The sequence below is a fragment of the Ruegeria sp. CF3 genome (assembly GCF_056537365.1).
Genome location: NZ_JBQFRK010000006.1, coordinates 202,701 through 227,093, shown reverse-complemented (window position 1 = coordinate 227,093; position 24,393 = coordinate 202,701). Strand labels below are relative to the sequence as shown.

Annotated in this window: 34 protein-coding genes; 12 read left to right on the top strand and 22 right to left on the bottom strand. The window is 59.5% G+C overall.

Translation table 11 applies throughout. The features are described 5' to 3' along the window. The first annotated feature begins 33 nt into the window (after window positions 1-33). From ACR0KC_RS18835 to ACR0KC_RS18825, 3 genes are all read left to right on the top strand, one after another. Window positions 34-1,725, top strand: a complete 1,692-nt coding sequence (locus ACR0KC_RS18835; protein WP_480772130.1) for an acyl-CoA dehydrogenase family protein — start codon at window positions 34-36, stop codon at window positions 1,723-1,725. A 216-nt stretch (window positions 1,726-1,941) separates the two neighbouring features. Next, a complete protein-coding gene (locus tag ACR0KC_RS18830; protein WP_170565043.1) occupies window positions 1,942-2,484 on the top strand; it encodes a hypothetical protein in 543 nt (180 codons plus the stop codon). A 12-nt stretch (window positions 2,485-2,496) separates the two neighbouring features. Then, window positions 2,497-2,889, top strand: a complete 393-nt coding sequence (locus tag ACR0KC_RS18825; protein ID WP_480772129.1) for an META domain-containing protein — start codon at window positions 2,497-2,499, stop codon at window positions 2,887-2,889. On the opposite strand, the gene recO is transcribed toward ACR0KC_RS18825, so the two are convergent. After that, complete coding sequence (gene recO, locus ACR0KC_RS18820; RefSeq protein ID WP_480772128.1) at window positions 2,873-3,598, bottom strand: DNA repair protein RecO; 726 nt, start codon at window positions 3,596-3,598, stop codon at window positions 2,873-2,875. The genes ACR0KC_RS18825 and recO overlap by 17 nt on opposite strands. A gap of 168 nt (window positions 3,599-3,766) precedes the next feature. Here recO and ACR0KC_RS18815 point away from each other — a divergent pair, with 168 nt between their 5' ends. Beyond that, on the top strand, window positions 3,767-4,156 hold the full coding sequence (locus ACR0KC_RS18815) for a VOC family protein (protein WP_170402289.1): 390 nt from the start codon (window positions 3,767-3,769) through the stop codon (window positions 4,154-4,156). A 9-nt stretch (window positions 4,157-4,165) separates the two neighbouring features. On the opposite strand, the gene ACR0KC_RS18810 is transcribed toward ACR0KC_RS18815, so the two are convergent. From ACR0KC_RS18810 to folK, 15 genes are all read right to left on the bottom strand, one after another. Continuing rightward, window positions 4,166-4,489, bottom strand: coding sequence for a SemiSWEET transporter (locus ACR0KC_RS18810; protein ID WP_170392607.1), 324 nt, complete (start codon window positions 4,487-4,489; stop codon window positions 4,166-4,168). Window positions 4,490-4,599: 110 nt separating this feature from the next. Beyond that, a complete protein-coding gene (locus tag ACR0KC_RS18805) occupies window positions 4,600-4,929 on the bottom strand; it encodes a DUF1491 family protein (protein WP_170402292.1) in 330 nt (109 codons plus the stop codon). A 55-nt stretch (window positions 4,930-4,984) separates the two neighbouring features. Then, window positions 4,985-5,893, bottom strand: coding sequence for a GTPase Era (era, locus tag ACR0KC_RS18800; protein WP_170392609.1), 909 nt, complete (start codon window positions 5,891-5,893; stop codon window positions 4,985-4,987). Between the two features lie 168 nt (window positions 5,894-6,061). After that, window positions 6,062-6,574, bottom strand: a complete 513-nt coding sequence (locus ACR0KC_RS18795) for an N-acetyltransferase family protein (RefSeq protein ID WP_480772127.1) — start codon at window positions 6,572-6,574, stop codon at window positions 6,062-6,064. A gap of 19 nt (window positions 6,575-6,593) precedes the next feature. Continuing rightward, window positions 6,594-7,271, bottom strand: a complete 678-nt coding sequence (gene rnc / locus ACR0KC_RS18790; RefSeq protein ID WP_170392611.1) for a ribonuclease III — start codon at window positions 7,269-7,271, stop codon at window positions 6,594-6,596. Then, entirely contained in the window at window positions 7,268-8,107 is an 840-nt protein-coding gene (lepB, locus tag ACR0KC_RS18785; protein ID WP_170636241.1) for a signal peptidase I, read from the bottom strand. Before lepB ends, rnc begins: the two co-directional genes overlap by 4 nt. A gap of 59 nt (window positions 8,108-8,166) precedes the next feature. Continuing rightward, entirely contained in the window at window positions 8,167-8,586 is a 420-nt protein-coding gene (gene acpS / locus ACR0KC_RS18780; RefSeq protein ID WP_170425211.1) for a holo-ACP synthase, read from the bottom strand. A gap of 1 nt (window position 8,587) precedes the next feature. Beyond that, window positions 8,588-9,565: an NADPH:quinone reductase gene (locus tag ACR0KC_RS18775; RefSeq protein WP_170662883.1), complete on the bottom strand. Its 978-nt coding sequence runs from the start codon at window positions 9,563-9,565 to the stop codon at window positions 8,588-8,590. 27 nt (window positions 9,566-9,592) lie between these two features. Next, window positions 9,593-9,919: a Dabb family protein gene (locus ACR0KC_RS18770; RefSeq protein WP_480772126.1), complete on the bottom strand. Its 327-nt coding sequence runs from the start codon at window positions 9,917-9,919 to the stop codon at window positions 9,593-9,595. 16 nt (window positions 9,920-9,935) lie between these two features. After that, a complete protein-coding gene (locus ACR0KC_RS18765) occupies window positions 9,936-10,559 on the bottom strand; it encodes a LysE family translocator (protein ID WP_170425202.1) in 624 nt (207 codons plus the stop codon). Then, window positions 10,556-11,302: a pyridoxine 5'-phosphate synthase gene (locus ACR0KC_RS18760; protein WP_170392617.1), complete on the bottom strand. Its 747-nt coding sequence runs from the start codon at window positions 11,300-11,302 to the stop codon at window positions 10,556-10,558. The genes ACR0KC_RS18765 and ACR0KC_RS18760 overlap by 4 nt, the downstream gene beginning before the upstream one ends. Then, window positions 11,295-11,993 carry a DUF2062 domain-containing protein gene (locus ACR0KC_RS18755; RefSeq protein WP_170392618.1) on the bottom strand — a complete coding sequence of 233 codons (699 nt, stop codon included), beginning with the start codon at window positions 11,991-11,993 and terminating at the stop codon, window positions 11,295-11,297. The genes ACR0KC_RS18760 and ACR0KC_RS18755 overlap by 8 nt, the downstream gene beginning before the upstream one ends. Window positions 11,994-12,009: 16 nt before the next feature. Next, on the bottom strand, window positions 12,010-14,142 hold the full coding sequence (locus tag ACR0KC_RS18750; protein WP_170392619.1) for a RelA/SpoT family protein: 2,133 nt from the start codon (window positions 14,140-14,142) through the stop codon (window positions 12,010-12,012). Between the two features lie 25 nt (window positions 14,143-14,167). Continuing rightward, on the bottom strand, window positions 14,168-14,521 hold the full coding sequence (rpoZ, locus tag ACR0KC_RS18745; protein ID WP_010437681.1) for a DNA-directed RNA polymerase subunit omega: 354 nt from the start codon (window positions 14,519-14,521) through the stop codon (window positions 14,168-14,170). Between the two features lie 94 nt (window positions 14,522-14,615). Beyond that, window positions 14,616-15,197 carry a 2-amino-4-hydroxy-6-hydroxymethyldihydropteridine diphosphokinase gene (gene folK / locus ACR0KC_RS18740; protein ID WP_480772125.1) on the bottom strand — a complete coding sequence of 194 codons (582 nt, stop codon included), beginning with the start codon at window positions 15,195-15,197 and terminating at the stop codon, window positions 14,616-14,618. 126 nt (window positions 15,198-15,323) lie between these two features. Here folK and ACR0KC_RS18735 point away from each other — a divergent pair, with 126 nt between their 5' ends. From ACR0KC_RS18735 to ACR0KC_RS18705, 7 genes are all read left to right on the top strand, one after another. Further along, a complete protein-coding gene (locus ACR0KC_RS18735) occupies window positions 15,324-15,902 on the top strand; it encodes a LabA-like NYN domain-containing protein (protein ID WP_480772124.1) in 579 nt (192 codons plus the stop codon). A 218-nt stretch (window positions 15,903-16,120) separates the two neighbouring features. Next, entirely contained in the window at window positions 16,121-17,071 is a 951-nt protein-coding gene (gene ispH / locus ACR0KC_RS18730) for a 4-hydroxy-3-methylbut-2-enyl diphosphate reductase (protein ID WP_480772123.1), read from the top strand. After that, window positions 17,068-17,520, top strand: coding sequence for a DUF3429 domain-containing protein (locus tag ACR0KC_RS18725; RefSeq protein WP_480734725.1), 453 nt, complete (start codon window positions 17,068-17,070; stop codon window positions 17,518-17,520). Before ispH ends, ACR0KC_RS18725 begins: the two co-directional genes overlap by 4 nt. Then, complete coding sequence (locus ACR0KC_RS18720) at window positions 17,517-18,104, top strand: class I SAM-dependent methyltransferase (RefSeq protein WP_170565069.1); 588 nt, start codon at window positions 17,517-17,519, stop codon at window positions 18,102-18,104. Before ACR0KC_RS18725 ends, ACR0KC_RS18720 begins: the two co-directional genes overlap by 4 nt. Next, entirely contained in the window at window positions 18,097-18,564 is a 468-nt protein-coding gene (rnhA, locus tag ACR0KC_RS18715) for a ribonuclease HI (protein WP_170733738.1), read from the top strand. Before ACR0KC_RS18720 ends, rnhA begins: the two co-directional genes overlap by 8 nt. Then, on the top strand, window positions 18,561-19,184 hold the full coding sequence (locus tag ACR0KC_RS18710; RefSeq protein WP_170392625.1) for a trimeric intracellular cation channel family protein: 624 nt from the start codon (window positions 18,561-18,563) through the stop codon (window positions 19,182-19,184). The genes rnhA and ACR0KC_RS18710 overlap by 4 nt, the downstream gene beginning before the upstream one ends. Before the next feature lie 24 nt (window positions 19,185-19,208). Further along, window positions 19,209-19,808: a COG3904 family protein gene (locus ACR0KC_RS18705; protein WP_170392626.1), complete on the top strand. Its 600-nt coding sequence runs from the start codon at window positions 19,209-19,211 to the stop codon at window positions 19,806-19,808. On the opposite strand, the gene speB is transcribed toward ACR0KC_RS18705, so the two are convergent. The 6 genes from speB to def (ACR0KC_RS18675) form a co-directional block, all read right to left on the bottom strand. Beyond that, complete coding sequence (speB, locus tag ACR0KC_RS18700) at window positions 19,805-20,626, bottom strand: agmatinase (protein WP_170392627.1); 822 nt, start codon at window positions 20,624-20,626, stop codon at window positions 19,805-19,807. The two genes, ACR0KC_RS18705 and speB, sit on opposite strands and share 4 nt — an antisense overlap. A 62-nt stretch (window positions 20,627-20,688) precedes the next feature. Continuing rightward, on the bottom strand, window positions 20,689-20,925 hold the full coding sequence (locus tag ACR0KC_RS18695) for a GlsB/YeaQ/YmgE family stress response membrane protein (protein WP_170392628.1): 237 nt from the start codon (window positions 20,923-20,925) through the stop codon (window positions 20,689-20,691). Between the two features lies 1 nt (window position 20,926). Beyond that, window positions 20,927-21,163: a hypothetical protein gene (locus ACR0KC_RS18690; protein WP_170392629.1), complete on the bottom strand. Its 237-nt coding sequence runs from the start codon at window positions 21,161-21,163 to the stop codon at window positions 20,927-20,929. Between the two features lie 6 nt (window positions 21,164-21,169). Then, window positions 21,170-22,084 carry a methionyl-tRNA formyltransferase gene (gene fmt, locus ACR0KC_RS18685; RefSeq protein ID WP_480772122.1) on the bottom strand — a complete coding sequence of 305 codons (915 nt, stop codon included), beginning with the start codon at window positions 22,082-22,084 and terminating at the stop codon, window positions 21,170-21,172. 23 nt (window positions 22,085-22,107) lie between these two features. After that, complete coding sequence (gene def, locus ACR0KC_RS18680) at window positions 22,108-22,602, bottom strand: peptide deformylase (RefSeq protein ID WP_170402334.1); 495 nt, start codon at window positions 22,600-22,602, stop codon at window positions 22,108-22,110. After that, the gene (def, locus tag ACR0KC_RS18675; protein WP_480772121.1) at window positions 22,599-23,117 is read right to left on the bottom strand and encodes a peptide deformylase; all 519 of its coding nucleotides are present in this window, start codon (window positions 23,115-23,117) and stop codon (window positions 22,599-22,601) included. The genes def (ACR0KC_RS18680) and def (ACR0KC_RS18675) overlap by 4 nt, the downstream gene beginning before the upstream one ends. A gap of 93 nt (window positions 23,118-23,210) precedes the next feature. On the opposite strand from def (ACR0KC_RS18675), the gene ACR0KC_RS18670 reads away from it, so the two are divergent. Further along, window positions 23,211-24,383, top strand: coding sequence for a MalY/PatB family protein (locus ACR0KC_RS18670; protein ID WP_170508492.1), 1,173 nt, complete (start codon window positions 23,211-23,213; stop codon window positions 24,381-24,383). Window positions 24,384-24,393 lie beyond the last annotated feature (10 nt).

Below are 24,393 nucleotides of genomic sequence, written 5' to 3'. Positions count from 1 at the left end.
TATGACCAGACAACCCAGCAGAGGACGTGATTCATGGCCCATGACGGACAGGATGTGACGAACATGACGCAGCCAGCGGTTTTGCCCGATCTTCTAACACTCAGCGCAGCAGCCCTGCCCGGCGTTCAAGCGGTGTTCGATAAGGCGGTCGAATCGGTTCGCGCGCAGGTGACAAGCGAAGGTCGCATATCGGGCGCACTGATCGAGGCCAATCAGACAGCCGCCCATGGGCTGGCTTGGCTGGCCACATACCACCAGTCGCTGCAGCAGATGCAGCGCTGGGCCGAGGCGCTTCAGGCCGAGGGTAAATTCGGCGAGATGGAGCAGCTGTTGCATCAGATCGCCTTTGGGGAATACTTGCATCAGATCGCCGGTGGTATTCCGATGAACCAGGGCGAGGTTGTACGTTTGCAGGATCTTGGCCTTGGCTGGGATGCTCTGTCGGGATTCCAATGCAGCGAAGTGCAGACACTGATGGCGCAAGCCAACTTTCAGGCCGCGCGCACGCGTCTGGTTGAGTTGATGCAGGACCAGTCCGGTGCCACTATGTTTGGTGCGTCTGGTCTGGACGAAGAACTGGAGATGATCCGAGACCAGTTTCGCCGCTATGCCGTTGAAAAGGTTGAGCCTAATGCCCATGAATGGCACCTGAAGGACGAACTGATCCCAATCGAGATTATCGCGGAACTGGCCGAGATGGGCGTGTTCGGTCTGACCATCCCCGAAGAATTCGGCGGGTTCGGCCTATCCAAAGCCTCAATGTGTGTGGTCTCGGAAGAGCTTTCGCGCGGGTACATCGGTGTGGGTTCTCTGGGCACACGGTCCGAAATCGCCGCAGAACTGATCATCGCGGGCGGTACGGATGAACAAAAGGCCAACTGGCTGCCAAAACTGGCCAGCGCCGAGATCCTGCCAACCGCTGTTTTCACTGAACCCAATACCGGATCGGATTTGGGCAGCCTGCGCACGCGGGCCGTCAAGGGTGAAGATGGTAACTATAAGATAACAGGAAATAAAACATGGATCACACACGCGGCGCGCACCCATGTGATGACCTTGTTGGCGCGGACTAATCCCGACAGTACCGATCATCGTGGGCTGTCCATGTTCCTGGCCGAAAAGACACCTGGAACCGACGAGAACCCCTTCCCCACGCCCGGCATGACTGGTGGTGAGATTGAGGTGTTGGGTTATCGTGGCATGAAGGAATACGAGCTGGGATTTGACGGCTTCGAAGTGAAGGGCGAAAACCTGCTGGGCGGCGAAGAAGGCAAAGGTTTCAAGCAGTTAATGGAAACCTTCGAGTCTGCCCGCATCCAAACGGCTGCCCGCGCCATCGGCGTAGCGCAGAGTGCTTTGGACATTGCCATGCAATATGCACAAGACCGCAAGCAGTTCGGCAAATCTCTGATCAATTTCCCTCGCGTCTCGGGCAAGCTGGCGATGATGGCGGTCGAGATCATGATCGCGCGACAGCTAACTTATTATTCTGCTTGGGAAAAAGATCACGGTCAACGTTGCGACCTTGAGGCCGGGATGGCCAAGCTGCTGGGCGCACGGGTTGCTTGGGCGGCGGCGGATAACGGCTTGCAAATTCATGGCGGTAACGGCTTCGCTCTGGAATACAAAATTAGCCGCGTGCTTTGTGACGCGCGCATCCTAAATATCTTTGAAGGCGCCGCAGAAATACAGGCGCAAGTCATCGCGCGTCGATTGCTGGGCTGACGCCCGAAGCGACGCGGTTTCCCCAACTGAACCCGGCCTTGCGCCGGGTTTTCTTTTTCTTCCGTGTTGTACGGACCTTCAGGCCTATTTCTTCCGAGTTGTACAACTCGGTTTCAGGGCTTAATGGGCGAATCTTCCCCCTCGGATCGAGCGCAGAAATCGGGTAAAGGGCGTCAACCAAACCCAGCGCCCAAGCTGGCCAGAGGAGAATCGAGCGTGAAGATCATCATCGCAGTTTTGGCCACCTGCATGGCCCTTGCCGGATGCGCCATGGCACCAAACACCGGGCCCGATGATGTGGACCAGTTGGCACAAGCGATCCAGCAGCTTGACCCCAAGGTTGACCCTGCCGAGGCGCGGCGTGCAGCCGAGATATCTTATGCCTATTCCAATCAACTGAAACAGGACTGGAACGTCACCGATTCGGCCATCGTCCACAACGCAAAGGTCATCAACGGATTTCGCGAAAAAGGTCTGTGCAATGATTGGGCGCAGGCCATGACCACGCGTTTGAAGCAAGAGAACTTTCGCACTCTGGATTTGCACTGGGCCACGTCGCCTCCAACTGCGTTCCGGATCATCCACCATTCGGCTCTGATCAGCGCTAAGGGAGATTCAATGTATGAAGGCATCATCCTTGACCCGTGGCGCAACAGCGGGGTGCTTTATTGGGATCAGGTGCGCGAGGACACCAAATACAACTGGCGCCCCCGCCTTGAAGTGCGCGAAGAATTAATCAGCGGTGTGAACCCCTACTGACAGGATATTGCGATGTTACGTATGGCCTTGTTCCTGCCCCTTTTAACCCTGTTCCAATGCGACAAGGATGAGACTGTCGCCGCCTATGGCGCAGCGGATCAGACATGGGCTTTGCAAGAGATCGACGGGCAGTCTTTTGAGGCCAGCGCCCTTTTGCGATTCCCCGAAGAGGGTCGGATTGAGGGCAATGCCCCGTGCAACACCTATTCAGGTACACTGAATGCACCCTACCCGTGGTTTGAGATCACCGATCTTGCCGCCACCCGCGCGGCTTGCGCCGGGCTTGAAGCCGAGGGGTTTTATTTCGCCGCACTGATGGCGATGACCCAGTCCGAGGTGTCCGGCGATGTGCTGATCCTGCGCAATGAAGACGGGCACGAGATGGTGTTCAAAGCCGCCGAGTAAACTGCGCCACAAATCGCGCGCGTGCGTCCGGCAACGGCGTATGACCCAGCGACGGAGCCAGATGGTTTTCCAGAAAATACCCGGTCGTGCGCAAGGCTTCAGCAATCTCGGTATCCGGAGCCGCGCCTTCGCCGCGCAGGCAGGGGGGCAAAGGCAGCAGCTTATCGGCCCAGTCCCCTGCCCCCGCCGCACTGACCGCGCGGCCGGTTTTCGGAGAGACATAGACCAACCCCTCGGTCGCCCCTGTCACTGCGCAGGCCGAAAGATCCAAGCCAAAGCCCAGCTCTTCCAGCAGCGCCAGTTCCCAGCGCAGATAGGCCAGTGGCCAGACCTCATCCTGACCCAGCAGGTCCATCAACTGTTCTGTTTGCTGATAGATCGCCGGATGAGGCTCGCGTTCGGGCAGGCAAAAGGACAGCAGCGCCACCACCGCATTTAATCCGGCCAGCGCCATCCGCCCTGAAAACGCCGCTGCAGCGCGCGAACGCAGGGGTTCGACCTGAAAGGTGCCAAGATGTTCTTCGAGCCGCGCGCGCCAAAGCACGTCCAGTTGCGCGCCGGGTTGCAGGATCGGGGCGATCTTGCGGCTGGTGCCTCCGCGCACAACACCTGCATGTCGACCATGGGCTTCGGTAAAGACCTCGATGATCGCCGCTGTCTCACCATGACGGCGAGAGGTCAGAAGAATGCCGTGATCACGCCAGTCCAAGTTTGGCCTCGTCAGGTCACCAGATATATACGCAGGAAATCTTATGGCCGTTGCAGGTTCAAGGTGGAAACGCGTCAGGTTGACCCTGTGGAACACCAAAAACACGTTGCGTGACATCTGTTCACGCAATAGTGTTCACTTTATGTTCTGCACGGAGGAATTTAAGAAATGTCACTTAACTATGTCATGATCGGTTCAAATGATGTCGTCAAAGCGCGAAGCTTTTACGATGCGGTTGTGCCCAAAATCGGCGGCAAGGTTATTGCTGAATATATGCCCCACGCTGTTTGTTACGAGCTGCGGGGCGGTGGGTCCATGTGGGTCGCGACGCCCTTTGACAAAGAGGCCGCGACGGTTGGAAACGGCAACATGGTTGGCTTGCTCTGCGAAAGCGAAGCGGAAGTGCGCGAGGTGCATGCGGAGGCTCTTGCCAATGGCGGAACAAATGAAGGTGATCCCGGAGATCGACCTCAATATGGCCCGAACTTCTATGGCGCTTATGCGCGCGATCCTGATGGCAACAAGATGAGCTTTGTCTATTTCAGCGATGCAGGCTGATCGCGCGCCCTAGAACGTCATACCTGCGTGAATCAGAATGCCGATAACCATCAGCAGGTTCAGCACCATTGAGATACCGTTGCCCACATAGATGGGCAACTTGCCCACCACCAGCCCATAGGCGAACCACAAAAACGACAGCCCGGCATACAGAGACCAGGACAGCAGCGACTGTCCGGTCGCGTGTTCGGAGTGGGTGAAATAAAGCTTGATCAGTTGTGGAAGCGTGGCGAAGGGGCCAACGACGCCGATGAAGACCATGAACCCCTCGAACCGCTGCATCCAGTGACCGAGATTTGAGTTTTCCAGTTTCTGGGCAAGCGTTTCAGCCACTCAACCCCCTCCTGTTCCTGCGGCCCCCGGAAGATTGGGCCGTTTCATTCAGCCGGTTGCAAAGCAAAATAGTCGCTTTGCGCCGTACGTCCAAGATCATTTGGCGCGGGTTAGTCCAGACCTTCTTCACCCAGCAGGTGCCTGCCTTGGCGGTCTTCCACCTCGATCACCCAAAGGTCGGGGTCAAAACTGCGTTGGCGGGTGATGGCGGCATCTACGTCTGCCTCTTCGCCGGATGAGAGCTCCACCCATTTGCGCTCGCCGCTCATCAGATCAAAACTGCGCTGAAAGGCTGCGGCCCGCCCGTTGAGTGTGTTGAGTTTGATAAGCACCGCCCCAGCGGTGTCATCCCCATGCGCCACAACAAAAGCCGGTATTTCCTGAAACCGCAGCCGCGCCAGATAGGCATGCACCCAGAATTCAGCCGTCAGCCGGGTCATGGTTCTGACCTTTCCGTAGGGGTTGAGAATTTTCGACGAAAATTCTTGGCCCGGGTCATGCGTTGCCGTCTTTGAAATCCAGACCCATTTCCGAGTAGCGCTCGGACTCCTCCAGCCAGTTTGGCCGGACTTTCACCTGCAAGAACAGGTGAATCTTGCGGTCCAAAAACTCTTCCAGCTCGGCACGCGCCGCCTGACTGACGGCCTTTATGGTCTCACCACGTTTGCCCAGCACAATCCCTTTGTGGCCATCGCGCATGACATAGATGACCTGATCGATCTTAGCGGAGCCGTCTTTGCGCTCTTCCCAGTTCTCGGTCTCGACGGTCAGCTGATAGGGCAGTTCCTGATGCAGGCGCAGTGTCAGTTTCTCGCGGGTCATCTCGGCGGCGATCATGCGCAGGGGCAGATCGGCGATCTGATCTTCGGGGTAGAGCCACGGTCCTTCGGGCAGTTCCGAGGCGAGCCATTTGCGCAGGTCGTCGACACCATGGCCTTTTTCGGCCGAGATCATGAAGGTCTCGGCAAAGGGATAACGCGCATTCAGGTCACTGGTCAGCGCCAGCAGCTTTTCCGAGGGCACCTTGTCGATCTTGTTGATCGCAAGTGCGATGGTGCGGCCCTGTCCGATCTCTTCCAGGCCTTCGAGGATGCGTTCGACACCTTCGGTGATACCGCGATGCGCCTCGATCATCAGCACGACCACATCCGCATCTGCAGCCCCGCCCCAAGCGGCGGCTACCATGGCACGGTCCAGACGGCGGCGCGGTTTGAAGAGGCCCGGCGTGTCCACAAAGACCAGTTGCGCATCGCCCTCCATCGCCACGCCACGGATACGAGCACGGGTGGTTTGCACCTTATGCGTCACGATCGAGACCTTGGCTCCGACCATGCGGTTCAGAAGGGTGGATTTGCCTGCGTTGGGCTCTCCGATCAGGGCGATAAATCCGGCGCGTGTGCTCATGTGTCCTGCGATCCTGTTTGCAAGTGCGCACCCCTATAGCAGAATGCGCGGACGGGCCAGAGGGATTTGTCGCATCGCGGATATCTGTGAGCGAAGGCCAGTCTGCGGCCCATAGGGCGACGCTGCCCGGTCGGCCGGTGCCGGCATTGGCCGGGCTTGATCGCGCGATCAGGTTGTAGTGTTCAACGCCAGAACTTGGTTCGGATAGGCTTGGTCCCCGATCCGAAAATCTGTGACTCCGACCTGCCGGAACCCTTTGGCTAGATAGAAGTCGATTGCGGGCGTGTTCTCGGAATTGGTTGTCAGCCAAATCGACGGGCGCCCTTTTTCATGCATGTAGTCGACCGCGACGTCCAGCAGCGCTGAGCCGATGCCTTTACCATGATGGCGGGGCTGGACGTAGAACGTTACGATTTCTAGGTCAGAAAGCCCGTCCACGGGTGCGATGCGATTTTCTGCAAGCCGAATATAGCCGTCGATCCCCTCTTCGTTTTCAGAGACCATCAAAAGGTCTTGGCCGTCCTCCAATATGGCTTCGAACCGGGCGGTCGTGAACTCGGACAGAGCGAACTCGGCAAAGAAGGCGTTCACACCTCGCTTTAGATAGGTTCCGATCCAGACCTCAATCGACAGGGCCGCAAGGCTGGCGGCGTCGGTTTTTTGGGCGGGTCTGATCTTCATGATCTGGCCGCAAAACGGATCAAGACAACTGTTCCAACAGAGCCTTTGCCGCTGCCTGTTCGGCCTGTCGCTTGGAGCCTGCGGTGGCCTGAGCTTCGGTACCATTTTGCAGACGAGCGGCGATCGTGAAGATCGGGGCATGGTCAGGGCCGGTGCGTTTGACCTCGACATAGCTGGGTGGTTTCTGGCCGCGGGCCTGTGCCCATTCCTGCAGGGCGGTTTTTGCATCGCGGGCGTCGGCCTCGACCTTGTGGATGCGATCGCCCCAGAGGGCGAGGATCACGTCTCGGGCAGCCTCGAATCCTGCGTCGCGGTAGATGGCCGCGATGACCGCCTCCATCGCGTCGCCCAGCAAGGCCTGCTTGCGACGACCTCCGGACAGCATTTCGGACCGGCCCAGTTTCAGCACCGCACCCAGATCAATCTGGCGGGCCACATCGGCGCAGGCTTCCTTGCGCACCAGCGCGTTGAAACGGGGGGCCAGTTGGCCTTCGGAAGCTTTCTTGTCGGCCTCAAGCAAAGCAGTGGCCATGACGAGGCCCAGGACGCGGTCGCCCAGAAATTCAAGACGCTGATTGTCGGGGCGCGTTGCAGAGGACACTGAGCCGTGGGTCAGCGCACGCACCAGCAGTTCAGGGTCGGAAAACTCATACCCCAAGCGTTGCTGGAACGCCTTTATCTCAGCCGATAGCTTCAATTGACCGCCTTGAAGAAGCGGTCACCGCGCCATGTCCAGAAGAACAGCATGGACCGGCCAGCGGAGGAGAACATGATCCGGTCGGCGCGACCGATCAGGTTTTCGTAAGGAACATAGCCCACGCCACCGGCGGATTGCGGCAAGCGGCTGTCGGCCGAGTTGTCGCGGTTGTCGCCCATGAAGAAATAATGGCCCTCGGGTACGGTATAGACCCCGGTATTGTCGGAGCCCTGATTGCCGATGTTCAGCACGTCGTAGGAAACGCCATTTGGCAAGGTCTCAATCAGGCGGTTCTTTTCGCAAACACCGCCGATCCCGACGGGACCGTTGGAACAGCGCGGGCGCAGGCCTTGTGGGCCCTGCGGTTCAGCAACTTCGGTGAACACACCGTCGGGTTGCTGCGGCACAGGAGTGTCGTTGAGGATGATTTGGCCTCCACGAATCTGGATACGATCACCCGGCAGGCCGATCAGTCGCTTGATATAGTCGCGCCCTGTCACCGGATGGCGGAAGACGATGACATCGCCCCGCTCGGGATCGCCACCCAGCAGACGGGAGTTGTCATCACCCTGCATCCAACCGCACACATCCTCGGCATCGATGTTCAGGCCGACGCTGGGGATGATCAGGCTTGGGCAGGACGCGTAGGAATAGCCATAGGCCATCTTATTGACGAAGAGGAAATCACCGATCAGCAGCGTCTGCTTCATGGAGCCTGAGGGAATCCAGAACGGCTGAAAGAAAAGCGTGCGGAAAACGCCCGCGATCAGCAGGGCGTAGACGATAGTTTTGATCGTCTCCCAGACGGCGTTTCCGGATTTGGCTTCCTCGGCCATACTGCTCTCTCCAGTCTATGCGTGGTTGGGGTGCTACATGCGTGTCGGGTGGAGGCAAGTCAAGGCTGCTCGGGCGCTTCTTGAAGCGGGCGGGCCTCGATCACCACAAAGGCCTGCGCCCAGGGATGATCATCGGTCAGGGTGACGTGGATGATCGCCTCGTGGCCTTCGGGAGTCATTTCTTTCAGACGCTCGGCGGCCCAGCCGGTGACATGCATAACGGGCTGGCCGGTGCGCAGGTTGGTCACCGCCATGTCCTTCCACGCGATCCCCATCCGCAGGCCGGTGCCTAACGCCTTCGAGCACGCCTCTTTCGCGGCCCAGCGTTTGGCGTAGGTGCCCGCAGTATCGGCGCGACGCTCAGCCTTGCGCTGTTCGGTTTCAGTGAAGACACGGTTACGGAAGCGGTCGCCGAACCGGTCGAGCGTGCCCTGAATGCGATCAATATTTGCGAGGTCGGTGCCGATGCCGAGGATCATGTCAGACCTCCAACACAACGGTCCCGAGCTTTTGCCCCGCCTCGACCATTACGTGTGCATTTGCCGCATCCATCAGCCCTCCGCCAGGGACGACGGCGTGGGACAGTGCGCCTTGTTCCAGCCACTGGCCCAACTGCGCCTCGCCGCGACGGCGGGCCGCGGCGTCGAGTTGGTAGACGATCAGCATATGCAGGCGGATGTTCTTGAACATGAAGCCATAGAAATCCAGTTCGGGCTTCATTTGTGAAGCCGAGGCATAGCTGGCGATGGTGCCACCGGGGCGGATCATAGAAAGGGAAGCGGGTTGGTTGGCGGCGAAATCAACCTCGACAATGCGGTCTATGCCTGCGCCGTTGGTCATGTCCATCGCCGCCTCGGCCACGTCTTGCGTGCGGTAGTTGATCCATTCGGACGCGCCGGAATGGGCGGCTTTTTCATCTGAACTGACCGTTGTGATAACGCGCGCGCCACCCAACGCGGCCATCTGGCAGGCGTAGCGCCCAACCGTTCCTGCACCACCGGTCACAAGCACAGTCTGGTCATTGATCGGTCCGTCACAATAGAGCGCATACCATGCAGTCAAGGCTGGGATACCAAAACACGCGCCCTCGGCGAAGCCGGTCGTATCTGGAAGGAATACGGCCTGTTCGGAGGGTAGCGCAATGTATTCGGCCCCAGTGCCAAAAGCGCGTTGCCATTGGCCGTTCCAGATCCAGACACGTTCGCCAACGCGCGCGGGATCGACCCCTTCGCCTACGGCCTCAATCACTCCGGCCCCGTCCGAGTGGGGAACAACCATCGGGTATTGCATCACAGCACCAGGGCGCGCGCCGCCGCGCAGCTTGACGTCTGAGGGGTTTATGCCGCTGGCGTGGACCCGGACAAGAACGTCGCCTGGGCCGGGGTTGGGCGTGGGCAGGTCGACCAACTCAAGGACATCCGCCGCCGCACCAAATCCGCGATAGGTGATTGCTTTCATGACAGTCCCTCGTCTCCTATTGGTCAGCTATTGGTCAGCCGCGTCGGGCGTTTCCAGATCGAACACCAAGACGCCCTCGGCCCCATCCACGCACAGCGCGACAAGCCGTGCGCCAAGTTGCTGGTGGGTTTCGTCACTGGCATAGCGCTGTAGGTCGGCCTGAGCCGCGAAATCCAGTGTGAAGCCGTAGGGATAGCTTGGGGATTTTGCCTCAAAATCGCGGTTGGGGCCGTGGATGAAGCCACCGCAGCCCGACAAACGGTCTGCGACCGCGCCCAGCCCATCCATCACAGCGTCAAGCTCTGCGGTGTCGTGATCGGGCTTGAGTCGCAGCATCACGCAATGGCGGATCATCATTGCACCTCAGAGGTCATGACAGGCGCACCGTGAGAATCTTGTAGCTGGCCACGCCAAAGAAACCCGCGAAGGCAAAATCAAACCAGCGGCGGGCGCGGCGATAGGCGTTGACCATGCGCGCAGACGAAAACAGGAAGGCGTAGCCGATGAAGATCAGCAGTGAACCCGCATAGAGCATGGCGAAATAACCCAGCAGCATAGCAAGGCTGGCGTCATTTGGCGCAACGATGGCGTAGATCGAGCCCCAGCTGAGGATCGCCTTGGGGTTGGTCAGGTGGATCGCCGCACCTTTGGCAAATATCGTACCCAATGAGCCGGTGACTGGATTGCCCAGCGCGACCTCATCCGAAGTCAGCGCGCGGCGCAGCGCCTTGAGCGCCAGCCAGCCCAGATAAGCGACGCCGATATAGCGGATCACCTCGAACACCCAGACATTGGCCAGCATAATCGCCGACAGCCCCAGTGCGGCGGCGATGCCCCACGCGGCGGACCCGGCGCAGATGCCCAGCGCAAAGGCCAGACCGGCGGTGCGGCCTTCGTTCATGGCGGTTCCGGCGATGCCCATGGTGGCAGGGCCCGGAGAGCCCCCGGCCATGAGCCATGCAAACCAGATCGCCACAAAACCGGGTGTGATCATGCCCGCGCCTCGTCCATCAGGCGGCGCATTTCGTGAACCGCCGGGGTGAGGCCGCGAAAGATGGCCTCGCCGATCAGGAAGTGGCCGATATTCAGCTCTCGCACTTCAGGGAAGGCCGCCACCGGTTGCACGGTGTCGTAAGTCAGCCCGTGACCCGCATGAACTTCAAGACCCAGCGAATGGGCATAGGCGGACATCTCGCGCAGGGCTTCCAGTTCGCGCGCGGCGTCGTCCAGTTTGCCTTCGGCGTGGAAATCGCAATAGGCACCGGTGTGCAGTTCGATCACCTCGGCCCCGATGCGGTGGGCGGCGTCGATCTGGCGCTGGTCGGCGGCGATGAAGATGGACACGCGGCAGCCCACATCGCGCAAGGGCGCAATGAAATGGGCCAGCTTATTTTCCTCGCGCGCGACTTCTAACCCCCCTTCGGTTGTGCGTTCCTCGCGCTTTTCGGGAACGATGCAGACGGCGTGCGGCTTGTGGCGCAGAGCGATTTTCTGCATCTCGTCCGTTGCGGCCATCTCGAAGTTGAGCGGCACCGACAGGATCTCCATCAACCCGTCGATATCGGCGTCCGAGATGTGGCGGCGATCTTCGCGCAGATGTGCTGTGATGCCGTCGGCCCCGGCCTCTTCCGCGATCCGGGCGGCGCGCAGTGGGTCGGGATAGGCCCCGCCGCGCGCATTCCGCACGGTAGCTACGTGGTCGATATTCACGCCCAGACGCAAACGGTTGTCAGACATCTTTCGAATCCTTCATTGTCCCTGAGGTCGAGCCTAGTGGTTTTGTCGGGGGAACGTCAGCCTCTGCCTGAGCAAGGCGTTTGATTTGTTCAAACTTCGCTTTGATTCTGGCGCGGCGGCGTTGCTGATAAGTACGGATAAGCGGCAGGCTAAGATAGGCGCAGATCACTCCGGCCACGATGCCTGGAATGACCCCGCCGATCATATAAGGAAAGAACACATCGTCATAGAACCGGCTAAGCCCGTGCCAGTCCGCCTCGCGATGGGTGAACATGGCGATGCAATTGTCCTTGAGATCGCCCATCGCATCCGCAAATTTCCCCATCAACCCATCGGTATCGTCTTTGCGGAACTTGGTCCCCAGCAGGAAATGCCCGGTTTGCAGGCTGATGACCGCGATCGGCACGTAGGTCAGGGGATTGCCAAAGAACGTGCCGCTGAGCGCGGCAAGAATGTTGCCGTTCAGCAGGCGCGCCAGCACAGCGGCGACCAGGAAATGCAAGCCATAAAAAGGCGTGAACGAGGCAAACACCCCTGCCCCGATGCCACGCGCGATGCGTTCCGGGCTGTCAGGCAGGCGCCGAACCCGATGTTTGACATAGTGAAAGGCACGGGTCCATCCGCCGCGCGGATAGACGAACTCTGACGCGACTTGGACAGGCGAGCGGCGATCTCGGCGCTTGAAAACCACTCGTGATCACCCCTTCTCAGCCAGCCGCAACGGCGGGTTTCGCACTTTCCCGGTACCGTTCGACCGCAGCAACGTCGCTTTCAGCCTCGAGCATCAGCATCAGCGAATGCAACTGTTCAAGGTCGCGAAGTTCGACATTGATCATCAGCCGATAAAAATCCGGTTTGCGGTCGACAAATTCGAGGTTCGAGATATTGGCCTTTTTCTCGCCGATCAATGTGCAAATACGCCCCAGCACCCCGGCATCATTGCCGATGGTCAAATCCAGCGTCGCGCCATAGACGGCGGGGTGGGTGCCCGAATGCCAGTGCAGATCAACCCAGCGCTCGGGTTCATTTTCAAACTCGGTCAGGCGATCGCAGTCGATGGCGTGCACGACAACACCCTTGCCGCGATATGTAATTCCGACGATGCGCTCGCCTGGCAGTGGCTGGCAACAGGGGGCACGATCGAATTTCTGGCCCGGTTCAAGCCCGATCACAGCACGACGGGGCGAGATCGCGTCGCCATCATCCTTGGTGAGTTCGGGATATACCGCTTCGACCACCTCATGGGCGGTCAACTCGGCACTGCCCAGACGGGCCAGCAACTCGTCCCGATCTTTTAAACGCAGGTGTTTGGCAGCGGTTTCCAGCGCCTTGTCGGTGGCTTTGCGGCCCAGGTTTTCGAACCCGGCGCGGGCCAGTTCCTTACCCAGCTTGATGAAGCGTTCCCGGTCGACCTCGCGCAACGCGCGGCGGATCGAGGTGCGGGCTTTGCCGGTGACTGCGATCTCAAGCCAAGTGACCTGCGGGCTCTGGCCATCGGCGGTGATGATGTCCACCGACTGCCCGTTCTTGAGCCGGGTCCAAAGCGGCACACGAATGCCATCAACCTTGGCCCCCACGCAGGCATGACCAATGCGGGTGTGGATTGCGTAAGCAAAATCAATCGGCGTCGCCCCACGCGGCAGTTTCACCACATCGCCCTTGGGGGTGAAGCAGAACACCTGGTCCGAATACATCTCGAGCTTCACAGCTTCGAGGAAATCCTCATGATCATCCTCGCTGTCGAATTGCTCGGTCAGGTTTGCGATCCACTTTGCCGGGTCGACCGCAAAGGGGTTTTCGGACCGCACACCGTCGCGATAGGACCAGTGCGCTGCAACGCCGGTTTCGGCCACATCGTGCATCTGGCGGGTGCGGATCTGGACCTCGACCCGTTTGCCGTCGCGCCCCGAAACTGTTGTGTGGATCGAGCGATAACCGTTCGATTTCGGTTGGCTGATATAGTCCTTGAATCGCCCTGGCACCGCGCGCCAGCGCTGGTGGATGGCACCGAGTGTGCGATAGCAGTCTTCCTCGGTCTGGGTGATGATGCGGAACCCGTAGATGTCGGACAAACGTGAGAAACCCTGATCCTTTTCCTGCATCTTGCGCCAGATCGAATAGGGTTTCTTGGCACGGCCAAAGACTTCGGCTTCAATGCCCGCCTTTTCCAATTCGTGCCGCATGTCGCCGGTGATGCGATGGATCACGTCGCCGGTTTCGCGTTGCAGAGTGATAAAGCGGCGGATGATCGACTGGCGGCCTTCGGGGTTCAGGACGCGGAAGGCAAGGTCTTCAAGTTCCTCGCGCATCCATTGCATCCCCATCCGGCCCGCAAGCGGCGCGTAAATATCCATTGTCTCACGCGCTTTTTGCACCTGCTTTTCAGGGCGCATCGCCTTGATCGTGCGCATGTTGTGCAGGCGGTCGGCGAGTTTGACCAGAATAACCCGAAGGTCCTTGGACATGGCCATGAACAGCTTGCGGAAATTCTCGGCCTGTTTGGTCTCACGGCTGGACAGCTGCAGGTTGGTCAGCTTGGTGACGCCATCGACCAACTTGGCGACCTCATCCCCGAACAGTTCGGTGACCTTGCCATAACTGGCTTTGGTGTCTTCGATCGTGTCGTGCAACAGGGCCGTTATAATGGTTGCATCATCCAGACGCTGTTCAGTCAGGATGGCGGCAACTGCAACGGGATGAGAGAAATAGGGCTCGCCGGAATGGCGGAACTGGCCTTCATGCATCTGTTGCCCAAATTCATAGGCCCTTTCGATGCGGTCGGCATTTGTCTTGGGATTGTAATTGCGGACCAGCGCAATCAGGTCTTCTTCTGAAATCATCCGGTCCGCACCTTTGTCGCTTGGGTTACCCCTGGCCCTGGGCCTCCATCAGAGCGCGCAGGAGCTTTTCTTCCGACATGTCGTCATCCGCAGGCTTGTCAGATTCCGCACCCATCAGCAGGGCCATCTGATCTTCTTCGGGCTCATCAACCTCGATCTGGGTCTGGTTGGCTTCGATCAGGCGCTCGCGCAGCTCATCGGCGCTTTGGGTTTCGTCGGCGATTTCGCGCAGCGAGACGACGGGGTTCTTATCGTTGTCGCGATCAACGGTGATCGGGCCACCGGCAGAAATCTCGCGCGCCCGGTGGGCTGCAAGCATCACCAGTTCGAACCGGTTCGGGACCTTGTCTACACAATCTTCGACCGTAACGCGGGCCATGGGGCGCTCTCCGTAAATGAATCCGTGGCAGGAAGGGGTTTATCTAAGCGCGAATCCCCGCCTTGACAAGCAGGAAATGCCGCAAATGCGAGGATCACAGAGGCTTGACCTCTGCCACATCTTCGGGCGGCAGAGCGGCAACCATCTGCATCACTGTCCGATCCAGCACGGGATGGCGCCAATCAGGGGCGACATCTGTCATCGGGACTAGCACAAAGGCGCGGTCCTGCAGGCGGGGATGCGGCAAGATCAGCTGTTCAGGCGCGCATTTGGCCTGATCTTCGGGCGCAAGGGTCAGCCAGCGCTGGTATTCGGCGTCATCGGGTAACACACGATCGCCCCAACAGACCAGATCAAGGTCCAGTGTGCGCATGCCCCAGCGTTGTTCGCGGGCGCGTTCGAAATCATGTTCGATGCTGTGTAACAGGTCCAGAACGCCCTGCGGCGCAAGGTCCGTTTCGATCAGAACCGCTGCATTGACATAGTCTGGCCCTGCGCCCGCCGGAAAGCACGGGGTGGCAAAAAAACGGCTTGTGGCGCGAATCACTAAACCGGCGCCGGCCATCGCGGCCAGCGACTGCTCAAGTGTCACCTTGGGCCCATGACCTCTCAGACTGAGATTTGCGCCCAGTGCGATGACCGCTTTTGACAAGAATTTGTCCACTTTAGACCCCATATTCGGACCAGAGAATGCTTGCGATATAAGCAAAAAGACCTATTTTAAGCACACCATTGCACTGACCAATTACTTTTCACTCACGGAGCTCACGGTGCGGTGGCTTATACCGGAAGGACCATTTTTATGTTTTACAAGGACGAACGGCTAGCGCTGTTCATCGACGGCTCGAATCTTTATGCGGCCGCAAAAGCACTGGGGTTTGACATCGACTACAAGTTGCTGCGTCAGGAATTCATGCGCAGAGGCAAACTCCTTAGAGCTTTCTATTACACAGCGCTACTGGAAAATGACGAGTATTCCCCGATCCGGCCTCTGGTGGACTGGCTGCATTACAACGGCTTCACCATGGTCACCAAACCGGCCAAGGAATACACCGACAGCATGGGGCGTCGGAAGGTCAAAGGAAATATGGATATCGAACTGACCGTCGATGCCATGGAACTGGCGCCGCGCGTCGATCATATCGTGCTGTTTTCGGGCGATGGGGATTTCCGCCCGCTGATTGCCAGCCTGCAGCGTCAGGGCGTGCGCGTTTCCGTCGTCTCGACCATCCGCAGCCAGCCGCCGATGATTTCGGACGAACTGCGGCGCCAGGCCGATAACTTCATCGAGCTGGAGGACCTGCGCGATGTGATCGGCCGCCCTCCGCGCGAAATGCCGGTTGAGCCGCGCAGCGTTGCAGCTGCCGCCGGCGGACAATAAGAACACTTAAATCTCCAAACCCCACCACTCACTCAACAACGGGGCTTGCAGAAAGAATATGCGCGGCCAGGGCCAAAAGCTCTGGCCGCGCTCTTTTAAAGGGATAGGTGCTGAAAACACCCTTTGGCTAACAGTGATTCATGTCAGGTAAATGACGCTCTGCTGTCTGGACCATGGCAATGAAAAGACCTACTTGTCTGAGGCAAGGAGACCACCACATGACCAAGCCGCCCCTGACATTGTATCTTGCCGCCCCGCGTGGGTTCTGCGCCGGTGTCGACCGGGCGATCAAAATCGTGGAAATGGCGCTACAAAAGTGGGGCGCGCCGGTCTTTGTGCGCCATGAGATCGTGCACAACAAATTCGTCGTCGACGGGCTGCGCGCCAAGGGTGCTGTCTTTGTCGAGGAGCTGGATGAATGCCCTAATGACCGTCCGGTGATCTTCTCGGCCCATGGGGTGCCAAAATCAGTGCCCGCCACGGCGGAACAGCGCGAGATGATCTATGTCGACGCCACCTGCCCGCTAGTGTCCAAGGTACATGTCGAGGCGCAGCGCCATGCGGATGCCGGGTTGCAAATGATCATGATCGGCCACAAGGGCCACCCCGAGACTATCGGCACCATGGGACAACTGCCCGAGGGCGAGGTGCTGCTGGTTGAAACGGTCGAGGACGTGGCGCAGGTCGCCGTACGTAATCCTGAGAAATTGGCCTTTGTGACGCAGACAACCCTGTCGGTGGATGACACCAAGGACATCATCGCAGCGCTTGAAGCGCGGTTCCCCGCCATCGTCGGGCCGCACAAGGAAGACATCTGCTATGCCACCACCAACCGGCAAGAAGCAGTGAAGGCGGTTGCGCCGAAAGCCGATGCCTTGCTGGTGGTGGGTGCGCCGAACTCATCTAACTCGCGCCGTCTGGTCGAGGTTGCCTCGCGCGCCGGGTGCAGTTACGCACAGCTGGTGCAGCGCGCGACCGAGATCGACTGGCGCGCGCTGGAAGGGATTTCCAGCATTGCTGTCAGCGCCGGAGCTTCTGCGCCCGAGGTGCTGGTGAACGAGGTGATCGATGCGTTCCGGGAACACTACGATGTCACGGTCGAGCTGGTCGAGACGGCCATCGAGAATGTCGAGTTCAAAGTTCCCCGCGTATTGCGGGAACCAGCATGAGCGGCATCCCCCGCGCGCCGTTATTCCTTGGTTTGACTGGGCTGATCCCGTTTGTCTGGGGCGCGCTGACTTATCTGAACGGTGATTTGAACGATTGGGGTCGGCAGACGCTGGGGTCGCGCTTCGTGGGGCCGTATATTCAGCTATTTTATGGCTCGGTAATCCTGAGTTTCATGTCGGGCGTGTTGTGGGGCTTCGCCACCAAAACCTCAGGCAGCAAAGCTGCGGCCTGTTACACCTTGTCGGTGTTACCTGCACTTTGGGCATTTTTCACGACCGGCGGCGGTCCGGTGAATGCGGGCACCAACCTGATGTATGGGTTTGCGGGCTTGCTTTTGCTGGACGCCATGTTCTCATATTGGCGGTTGACCCCGGTCTGGTGGATGCGGCTGCGCGTCCTGCTAACTGCTGTCGTGCTGACCTGTCTTGCTATGGGAGTTTACCTGTGAGTGATGAACGGACCATCAAGGCCTACACGGATCGCGTTGCGGATTACCTAAGGATCCCCCTGCCCGCCGAGCAGCTAGAGGCGCGTCAGGCTTTTGTAGATGCGGTCCGCGAGGGTGGATATGTGCTGGATCTGGGCTCGGGTCCCGGATCAGACAGCGCGTTTCTGATGCGGCAAGGGCTGAAGGTACGGGCGCTGGATGCAACCCCTGCCTTTGTTGAACATGCGCGGAGCAACGGTGTTGACGCCCACCTTGGCACCTTCGATGACGTCACCGAGGTGGCAGAGTATGACGGCGTCTATGCCAGTTTCTGCCTGCTGCACGCCCCGCGCGCCGATTTCCCGCGTCATCTGAACGCGATCCACACCGCACTGAAGCCGGGCGGGCAGCTGTTTCTAGGAATGAAGCTGGGCACGGGCGAGCATCGCGATGATTTGGACCGTTACTATACCTATTATTCAGAGACCCAGATCAAGGACGCCCTGACCTCGGCAGGTTTCACCATTGATCGTACCATGCAGGGAATGGGGAAAGGTTTGGCCGGGTCTTACGACGGATTCATTCTGGTATTCGCTCATGCCTGATCTCTTTGCCTATACCGATGGTGCCTGTTCCGGAAATCCCGGCCCCGGCGGCTGGGGCGTACTGCTGCGCGCGATGGATGGCGAGACCATCCTGAAAGAACGCGAGCTGAGCGGAGGCGAAGCCGAGACAACCAACAACCGGATGGAACTGCTGGCTGCAATCAGTGCTTTGGAGACGCTGGAGCGGCCCTCGAAACTGACTATCGTCACCGACAGCGCTTATGTGAAGAACGGCGTTACGGGATGGATTTTCGGGTGGAAGCGGAACGGCTGGAAGACGTCGAACAAGAAGCCGGTCAAAAATGTCGATTTGTGGCAGCGGCTGGATGAGGCGCAAGAGCGGCATCAGGTGACCTGGGAATGGGTCAAGGGCCATGCGGGCCACCCGGAGAATGAAAAGGCCGACGAACTGGCGCGCGCCGGCATGGCCCCATTCAAACCTAAGAAGGCGCAGGCGTGAGCGGGCTTGCCCTGCTGGATTACGCCTCGGTTTTGGTCTTTGCGCTGACCGGTGCGCTGGTGGCCAGCCGAGCGCAGCTTGATCTGGTCGGGTTTGCCTTCATCGCCTGTCTGACGGCAGTGGGCGGTGGTACCGTACGCGACTTGCTGCTGGACCGACATCCGATCTTCTGGGTCGGTCAGCCCGCTTATATCCTGATCGCTTGCGGCGCTGCGGTGCTGGTATTTTTTACCGCTCATCTGGTCGAAAGCCGGTATAATTGGCTGGTCTGGTTGGACAGTTTCGCCCTGTCCATCGCGGTCGCTGCTGGCACGGGTGCAGCGTTGTCACTGGATCAATCCGGTATCATCGTAGTGCTGATGGGGGTGACCACGGGCTGTTTGGGCGGCTTGATGCGTGACGTGGTGTGCAACGAGGTGCCGCTGGTACTGAAACAGGGTGAGCTTTATGTATCCTGCGCCTTTATCGGAGCCTTGACCGCTGTGTTTGCCACCCGCCTCGGGCTGGAAGGCCTGCTGGCATTGGGCTTATGTGCATTGATTTGCTGGGCGTTGCGCGCCGGATCTCTGCTGTTCGGTTGGCAGTTGCCGGTTTACAAGGCCCGACCGCCTCGGCAATAGGGTAGAAACGGACAAGAGATCGCGATGACCTACAGACTTTCGTTTCTGGCCACGGCACTGCTGCTAACGGCATGTGCAGAGCAATACGCCCCGGTCAGCTTCACGGCAGTGGGCAATCAGATCGTCGCGTCCGGAACGATCGACCATACAACGCTCAGCGCGTTTGAAGAAGTGATGGACGAGAACCCCGAGATTAAGACGCTGGTGCTGCAAAATATCGAAGGTTCGGTCGATGATGACTCGAATGTGGTCTTCAGTCGCGTAGTGCGTGAGGAAGGGTTCGACACGGTGGTTCCGTCAAACGGGCTGGTGGCCTCGGGCGGCACCGATTTGTTTCTAGCGGGTAACCGACGCGTGCTGGAACCCGGCGCCTGCGTGGGGGTCCACAGCTGGGGCGGCGGCGGCTATGTCGCTGCGGAGCTACCCGAAGATCACCCCGAGCATGACCGGTATTTGAACTATTTCGAAGATATCGGCGTCGATCCCGACTTCTACTGGTTCACGCTGGATGCAGCATCCGAGGAAGAGATGCACTGGATGACGGCGTCCGAGGCGAACCGGTTCGACATGACTACACGGTCCGCCCCTCGCCTTGGCACTGCCGCAATCTGCGACGAACGTTAGCGACTGAGCAGCCGCGCGCCAATTTCCTTGACGAATTTCGCCGCCACCATGGCGGTCATGCCATAGGGATCGCGATGCGGGTTCAGCTCGACAATGTCCGCGCCAATCAACTGGCCCTTGAACCGGTGGATCAGGTCGATCACCTCACGCGTGCTGAGGCCACCGGGTTCGTGATGCGACACCCCGGGGGCAAAGGCGGGGTCCAGCGCGTCAAGGTCCAGTGACAGATAGACCGGGCCGTCAAAGCTGATCTCAAGATCGGGGCTCCAGTTGCGCATGTCGATCACCTCGACCCCGAACTTGTCGGCCTGTTCCTGTTGGTGCTTGTTCATGGTGCGGATCCCGACCTGCACCAGACGGTTGATCTTGCCTGTCTCCATCACGCGGGCAAACGGGCAGCCATGGCCCAGCGGGCCGATCTGCTGACTGTCATAGAGGTCGGGATGTGAGTCGATATGCAGAATATTCAGCCCCTCATACCGGTCGGCATGCGCCTTGATCAGCGGAAAGGCCACCGAGTGATCACCGCCCAATGACAGCAGCCGTGCGCCGGTTTCAATCCGGGCGGCGGCCCCTGCCTCGATCCGGTCGATGGGTTCCTGCCCCATCATCTCGAACACATCCAGATCGCCGGTGTCTTTGAAACGGTCGGCTGCGCCCAGATCAGTGCCATCCTCGGCGGTCAGGTTGGCCGCGCCGGAATGCAACGCCTCGCGGATGCGACCCGGGGCAAACGCGGGGCCTTGCAGGAATGAGGAATGCAGGTCCAACGGCACACCCATCAGCGCGACGTCTCCGGCGGTCAGATCATGCGACATGAGAGGCCTTTCAACAAAGAATTGACGGGACATTGGTCGCAGATCACGGTCGGGTCAAGCGATCAGCGGCGGATATATGTCTGCCAGATCCAGATCACCAAGAGCGCCCCCAGAACGGCGCCGATAAACCCTGAGAGCCAGCCCATCACAGTGATGAGCGTGCGCAGTACCAAACCGCCCACCAAAGCGCCGACAATGCCGATCAGCATGGTGGTTGGAATATCGGCCTCGATCCGCATTAGGCGGGTGGCGAGGAAACCTGCAGCGGCTCCGACGATGATCAGGGCGATGATCGGCATATCATTTCCTCCAATGCGTGGGGACGATGATCAGCGCACCGATCGAGGACAGCACCGCGTCCAACCCCGGCGGGCCAAAGCTGATGCCGAACATGATGCGCACGAAATAGAACAGGAAAGCACCACCCACGCAGATGATGATCGACTGCAGATAGCCGTTATGGGTAAAGCCAGTCTGTTCAGACAGATAGCCTACGATCCCGGCAATCACGACCGTGCCCATCATGATCATGATCATGTACGCCTACTCCGATGACAGGCGGGTCCCGGCCGGCATGGGCCATCCCCGCAGAAAAGTTTCCCTATCCTGCGCGCCCTTGCCTGCCCGTTGCAAGCGCAGCAGCTCAACCGCGCCTTCGCCACAGGCCACGCACAGGTGGTCATCCAGTACCTCGCCGGGCGTGCCCTGCCCTTCGGCCAGCCGCGAGGCGAGCAGCTTGATCCGGTGACCCTCGACCTCGGTCCATGCGCCGGGGAACGGGGAGAGACCGCGGATTTTTCTGTCGACTTCGGACGCGAGGGCCGACCAGTCGATCCGCGCCTCGGATTTGTCGATCTTGGCGGCGTAGGTTACGCCGACCTCGGGCTGCGGTTCGGGGGTCAGGCTCGGCAGCGTGTTCAGCGCCTCAACGATCAGCGCCGCACCCATGCCCGACAGGCGGTCATGGAGTTGCGCCGTGGTTTCCTCGATGCCGATATCGGTGGCTTCGCGCAGCAGAACGGGGCCTGTATCCAACCCCGCCTCCATCTGCATGATACAAACACCGGTTTGCACATCGCCTGCCATGATCGCGCGGTGTATAGGCGCGGCCCCACGCCAGCGTGGCAGCAGGCTGGCGTGAATGTTCAGGCAGCCATGGGTTGGCGCGTCCAGAATAGGTTGTGGCAGGATCAGGCCATAGGCGACGACCACCGCGATATCGGCGTTCAGCGCGGCAAAGCTGGCCTGTTCTTCGGGCGATTTCAGCGAGGTGGGGTGGCGAACGTCCAAGCCCAGCGCCAAGGCACGCGCGTGCACCGGGGTTGGACGGTCTTTTTTACCGCGACCGGCGGGGCGTGGCGGTTGGCAATAGACGGCGGCGATTTCGTGCCCGGCACGGACCAGCGCATCCAGCACCGGCACCGAGAAATCTGGCGTTCCCATGAAGATGATACGCATCCGTCCCTCCGTAGGATGGGGTTTCACCCCATCTTCTGTGCTTTGCGCAGCAGCATGTCGCGTTTGACCTTGCTGAGCCGGTCGAAATACATCCGCCCGTTCAGGTGGTCGATCTGATGCTGCACGCTGGTGGCCTCGATGCCGACAAAATCACGGCGGTCGATCTGGCCCTGTTCGTTGAGAAATTTCACGGTCACTGCGCGCGGTCGCTTCACCTTGGCGGACACGCCGGGCAAGTTCGGGCTGGCCTCGTCATGTTCACGCAGCTCAACCGAGCTGTGCAGAATCTCGGGATTGGCCAGTCGCACAGCTTTGCCCCGCTGGGTCGAGCCATCCACGACAGCCAGCCGCAGCATCACTCCGATCTGCGGCGCAGCGAGGCCAACGCCCGGCATCGCCTCCATCGTATCGATCATGTCATCCCAGATGGTGCGAATGTCGTCGGTGATCTCGGTGACATCCTCGGCCTTGGTGCGCAGGCGCTTGTCGGGCCATGGCAGGCAGGTTCGCACGGTCATGTACGGGCCTTTTCGCGTTTGAGCTTCTGCATCTTGCGCGTGATCATCTGACGCTTGAGCGGTTTGAGATAATCGATGAAGAGCTTACCGTTCAGGTGATCAATCTCGTGCTGGACACAGGTCGCCCAGAGATCATCAAAGGTTTCCTGCTGCAGATTGCCATCGCGATCCAGCCAGGTGACATCCACAGTCTTGGGGCGGGTCACTTCGGCATATTGCTCGGGGATCGACAGGCAGCCTTCTTCGTAGACGTTCGTTTCGTCCGAAGACGCAATGACCTCGGGGTTGAACATCACCAGCGGGCGCGGGGCTTCGCCTTCTTCCTTGACGCAATCCACCACGATCAACCGGTCCAACACGCCGATCTGCGGTGCCGCAAGGCCAATACCGGGCGCGTCATACATCGTCTCCAGCATGTCATCAGCCAGTTTGCGCAGTTCGTCGGTGATGTCGGCCACCGGCGCGCAGACCTTTTTCAGGCGGGGATCGGGATGGATCAGGATATTGCGTTTCATGAGGCTGATTTAGGCCATCGCGCCCGCCACCGCAACGGCCCCCTTGCACATGGCGGATTTGAGGTTAGCTTCGCCTCGACAGATGGAGATGACATGACTTTCAACGACCTGATCGACCGCCGGGGCACCAACTCTTCAAAATGGGACAAGATGGAGCAGCTTTACGGTGTCGCCCCCGAGGATGGGCTGGCCATGTGGACGGCTGATTCCGACTATGCCACGGCCCCTTGCGTGATCGAGGCGGTGCGGGAAGCGGCCGATCATGGCGCGTTTGGATATTCATGGATGCACCCGGATTATCTGAATGCAATCCAGTGGTGGATGAAGACACGCCACAACTGGGAGATCGATACCGATTGGATTCTGACCTCACAAGGGTTGGGCAATGCGATTGCCCTGTGTCTGGATGTTTGGAGTGAACCGGGAGATGGCGTCGTGATCTTCACACCCGTCTACCATGAGTTTGCCCATAAGGTGAACAAATCCGGCCGCCGCGTGGTGGAATGCCCGCTGGTACGCGATGGCGACAGCTATGGGCTTGATCTGGACGATGCGCAGTCGCGGTTGGACGGATCAGAAAAGCTGCTGCTGTGGTGCTCTCCGCAGAACCCGTCAGGTCGGGTCTGGACGCCGGATGAACTGCGCGCTGTGGCGGCGTTTGCAGAGCGCAACGGGCTGATCCTTGTGTCGGACGAGATTCACCATGATCTGGTTTATCCGGGCAATACCTTCGTACCGATGGATACGGCCGCCCCCGATGCGCGCCCGTGGACGGTGACACTGACCGCGGCGTCGAAAACATTCAACATCGCCGGTCAGCGTACCGGCAACATGATCATTCCCGACGCCAAGCTGCGGGCCGAGATGCGGCACCGGATCACCACGCTGGACTATGACCCCAGTGCGTTGGGTGTGGCGATGATCACTGCCGCCTATTCGCCGGAAGGTGCAAAATGGGTCGATGAACAAATTGCCCACCTGGACGCGAACCGGAAGCTGTTTGATGCTACCATAGCCGAGATACCGGGCCTGTGGTCGATGCCGCTTCAGGCGACCTATCTGGCATGGGTCGATTTTTCGGGCACGGGTATGAGCCACGATGAGTTTGTCCGCCGCCTACGCGAAGATGCGCGGATCGCGACATCCTCTGGCCCCGGTTTCGGCACCGGTGGAGAAACCTTCGAGCGCTTCAATCTGGCCACCCAACGCGAGCGGGTTGAAGAAGCCTGTGCGCGATTGAAAGCAGCCTTTGGCGATTTGCAATGAACCCCGTTCA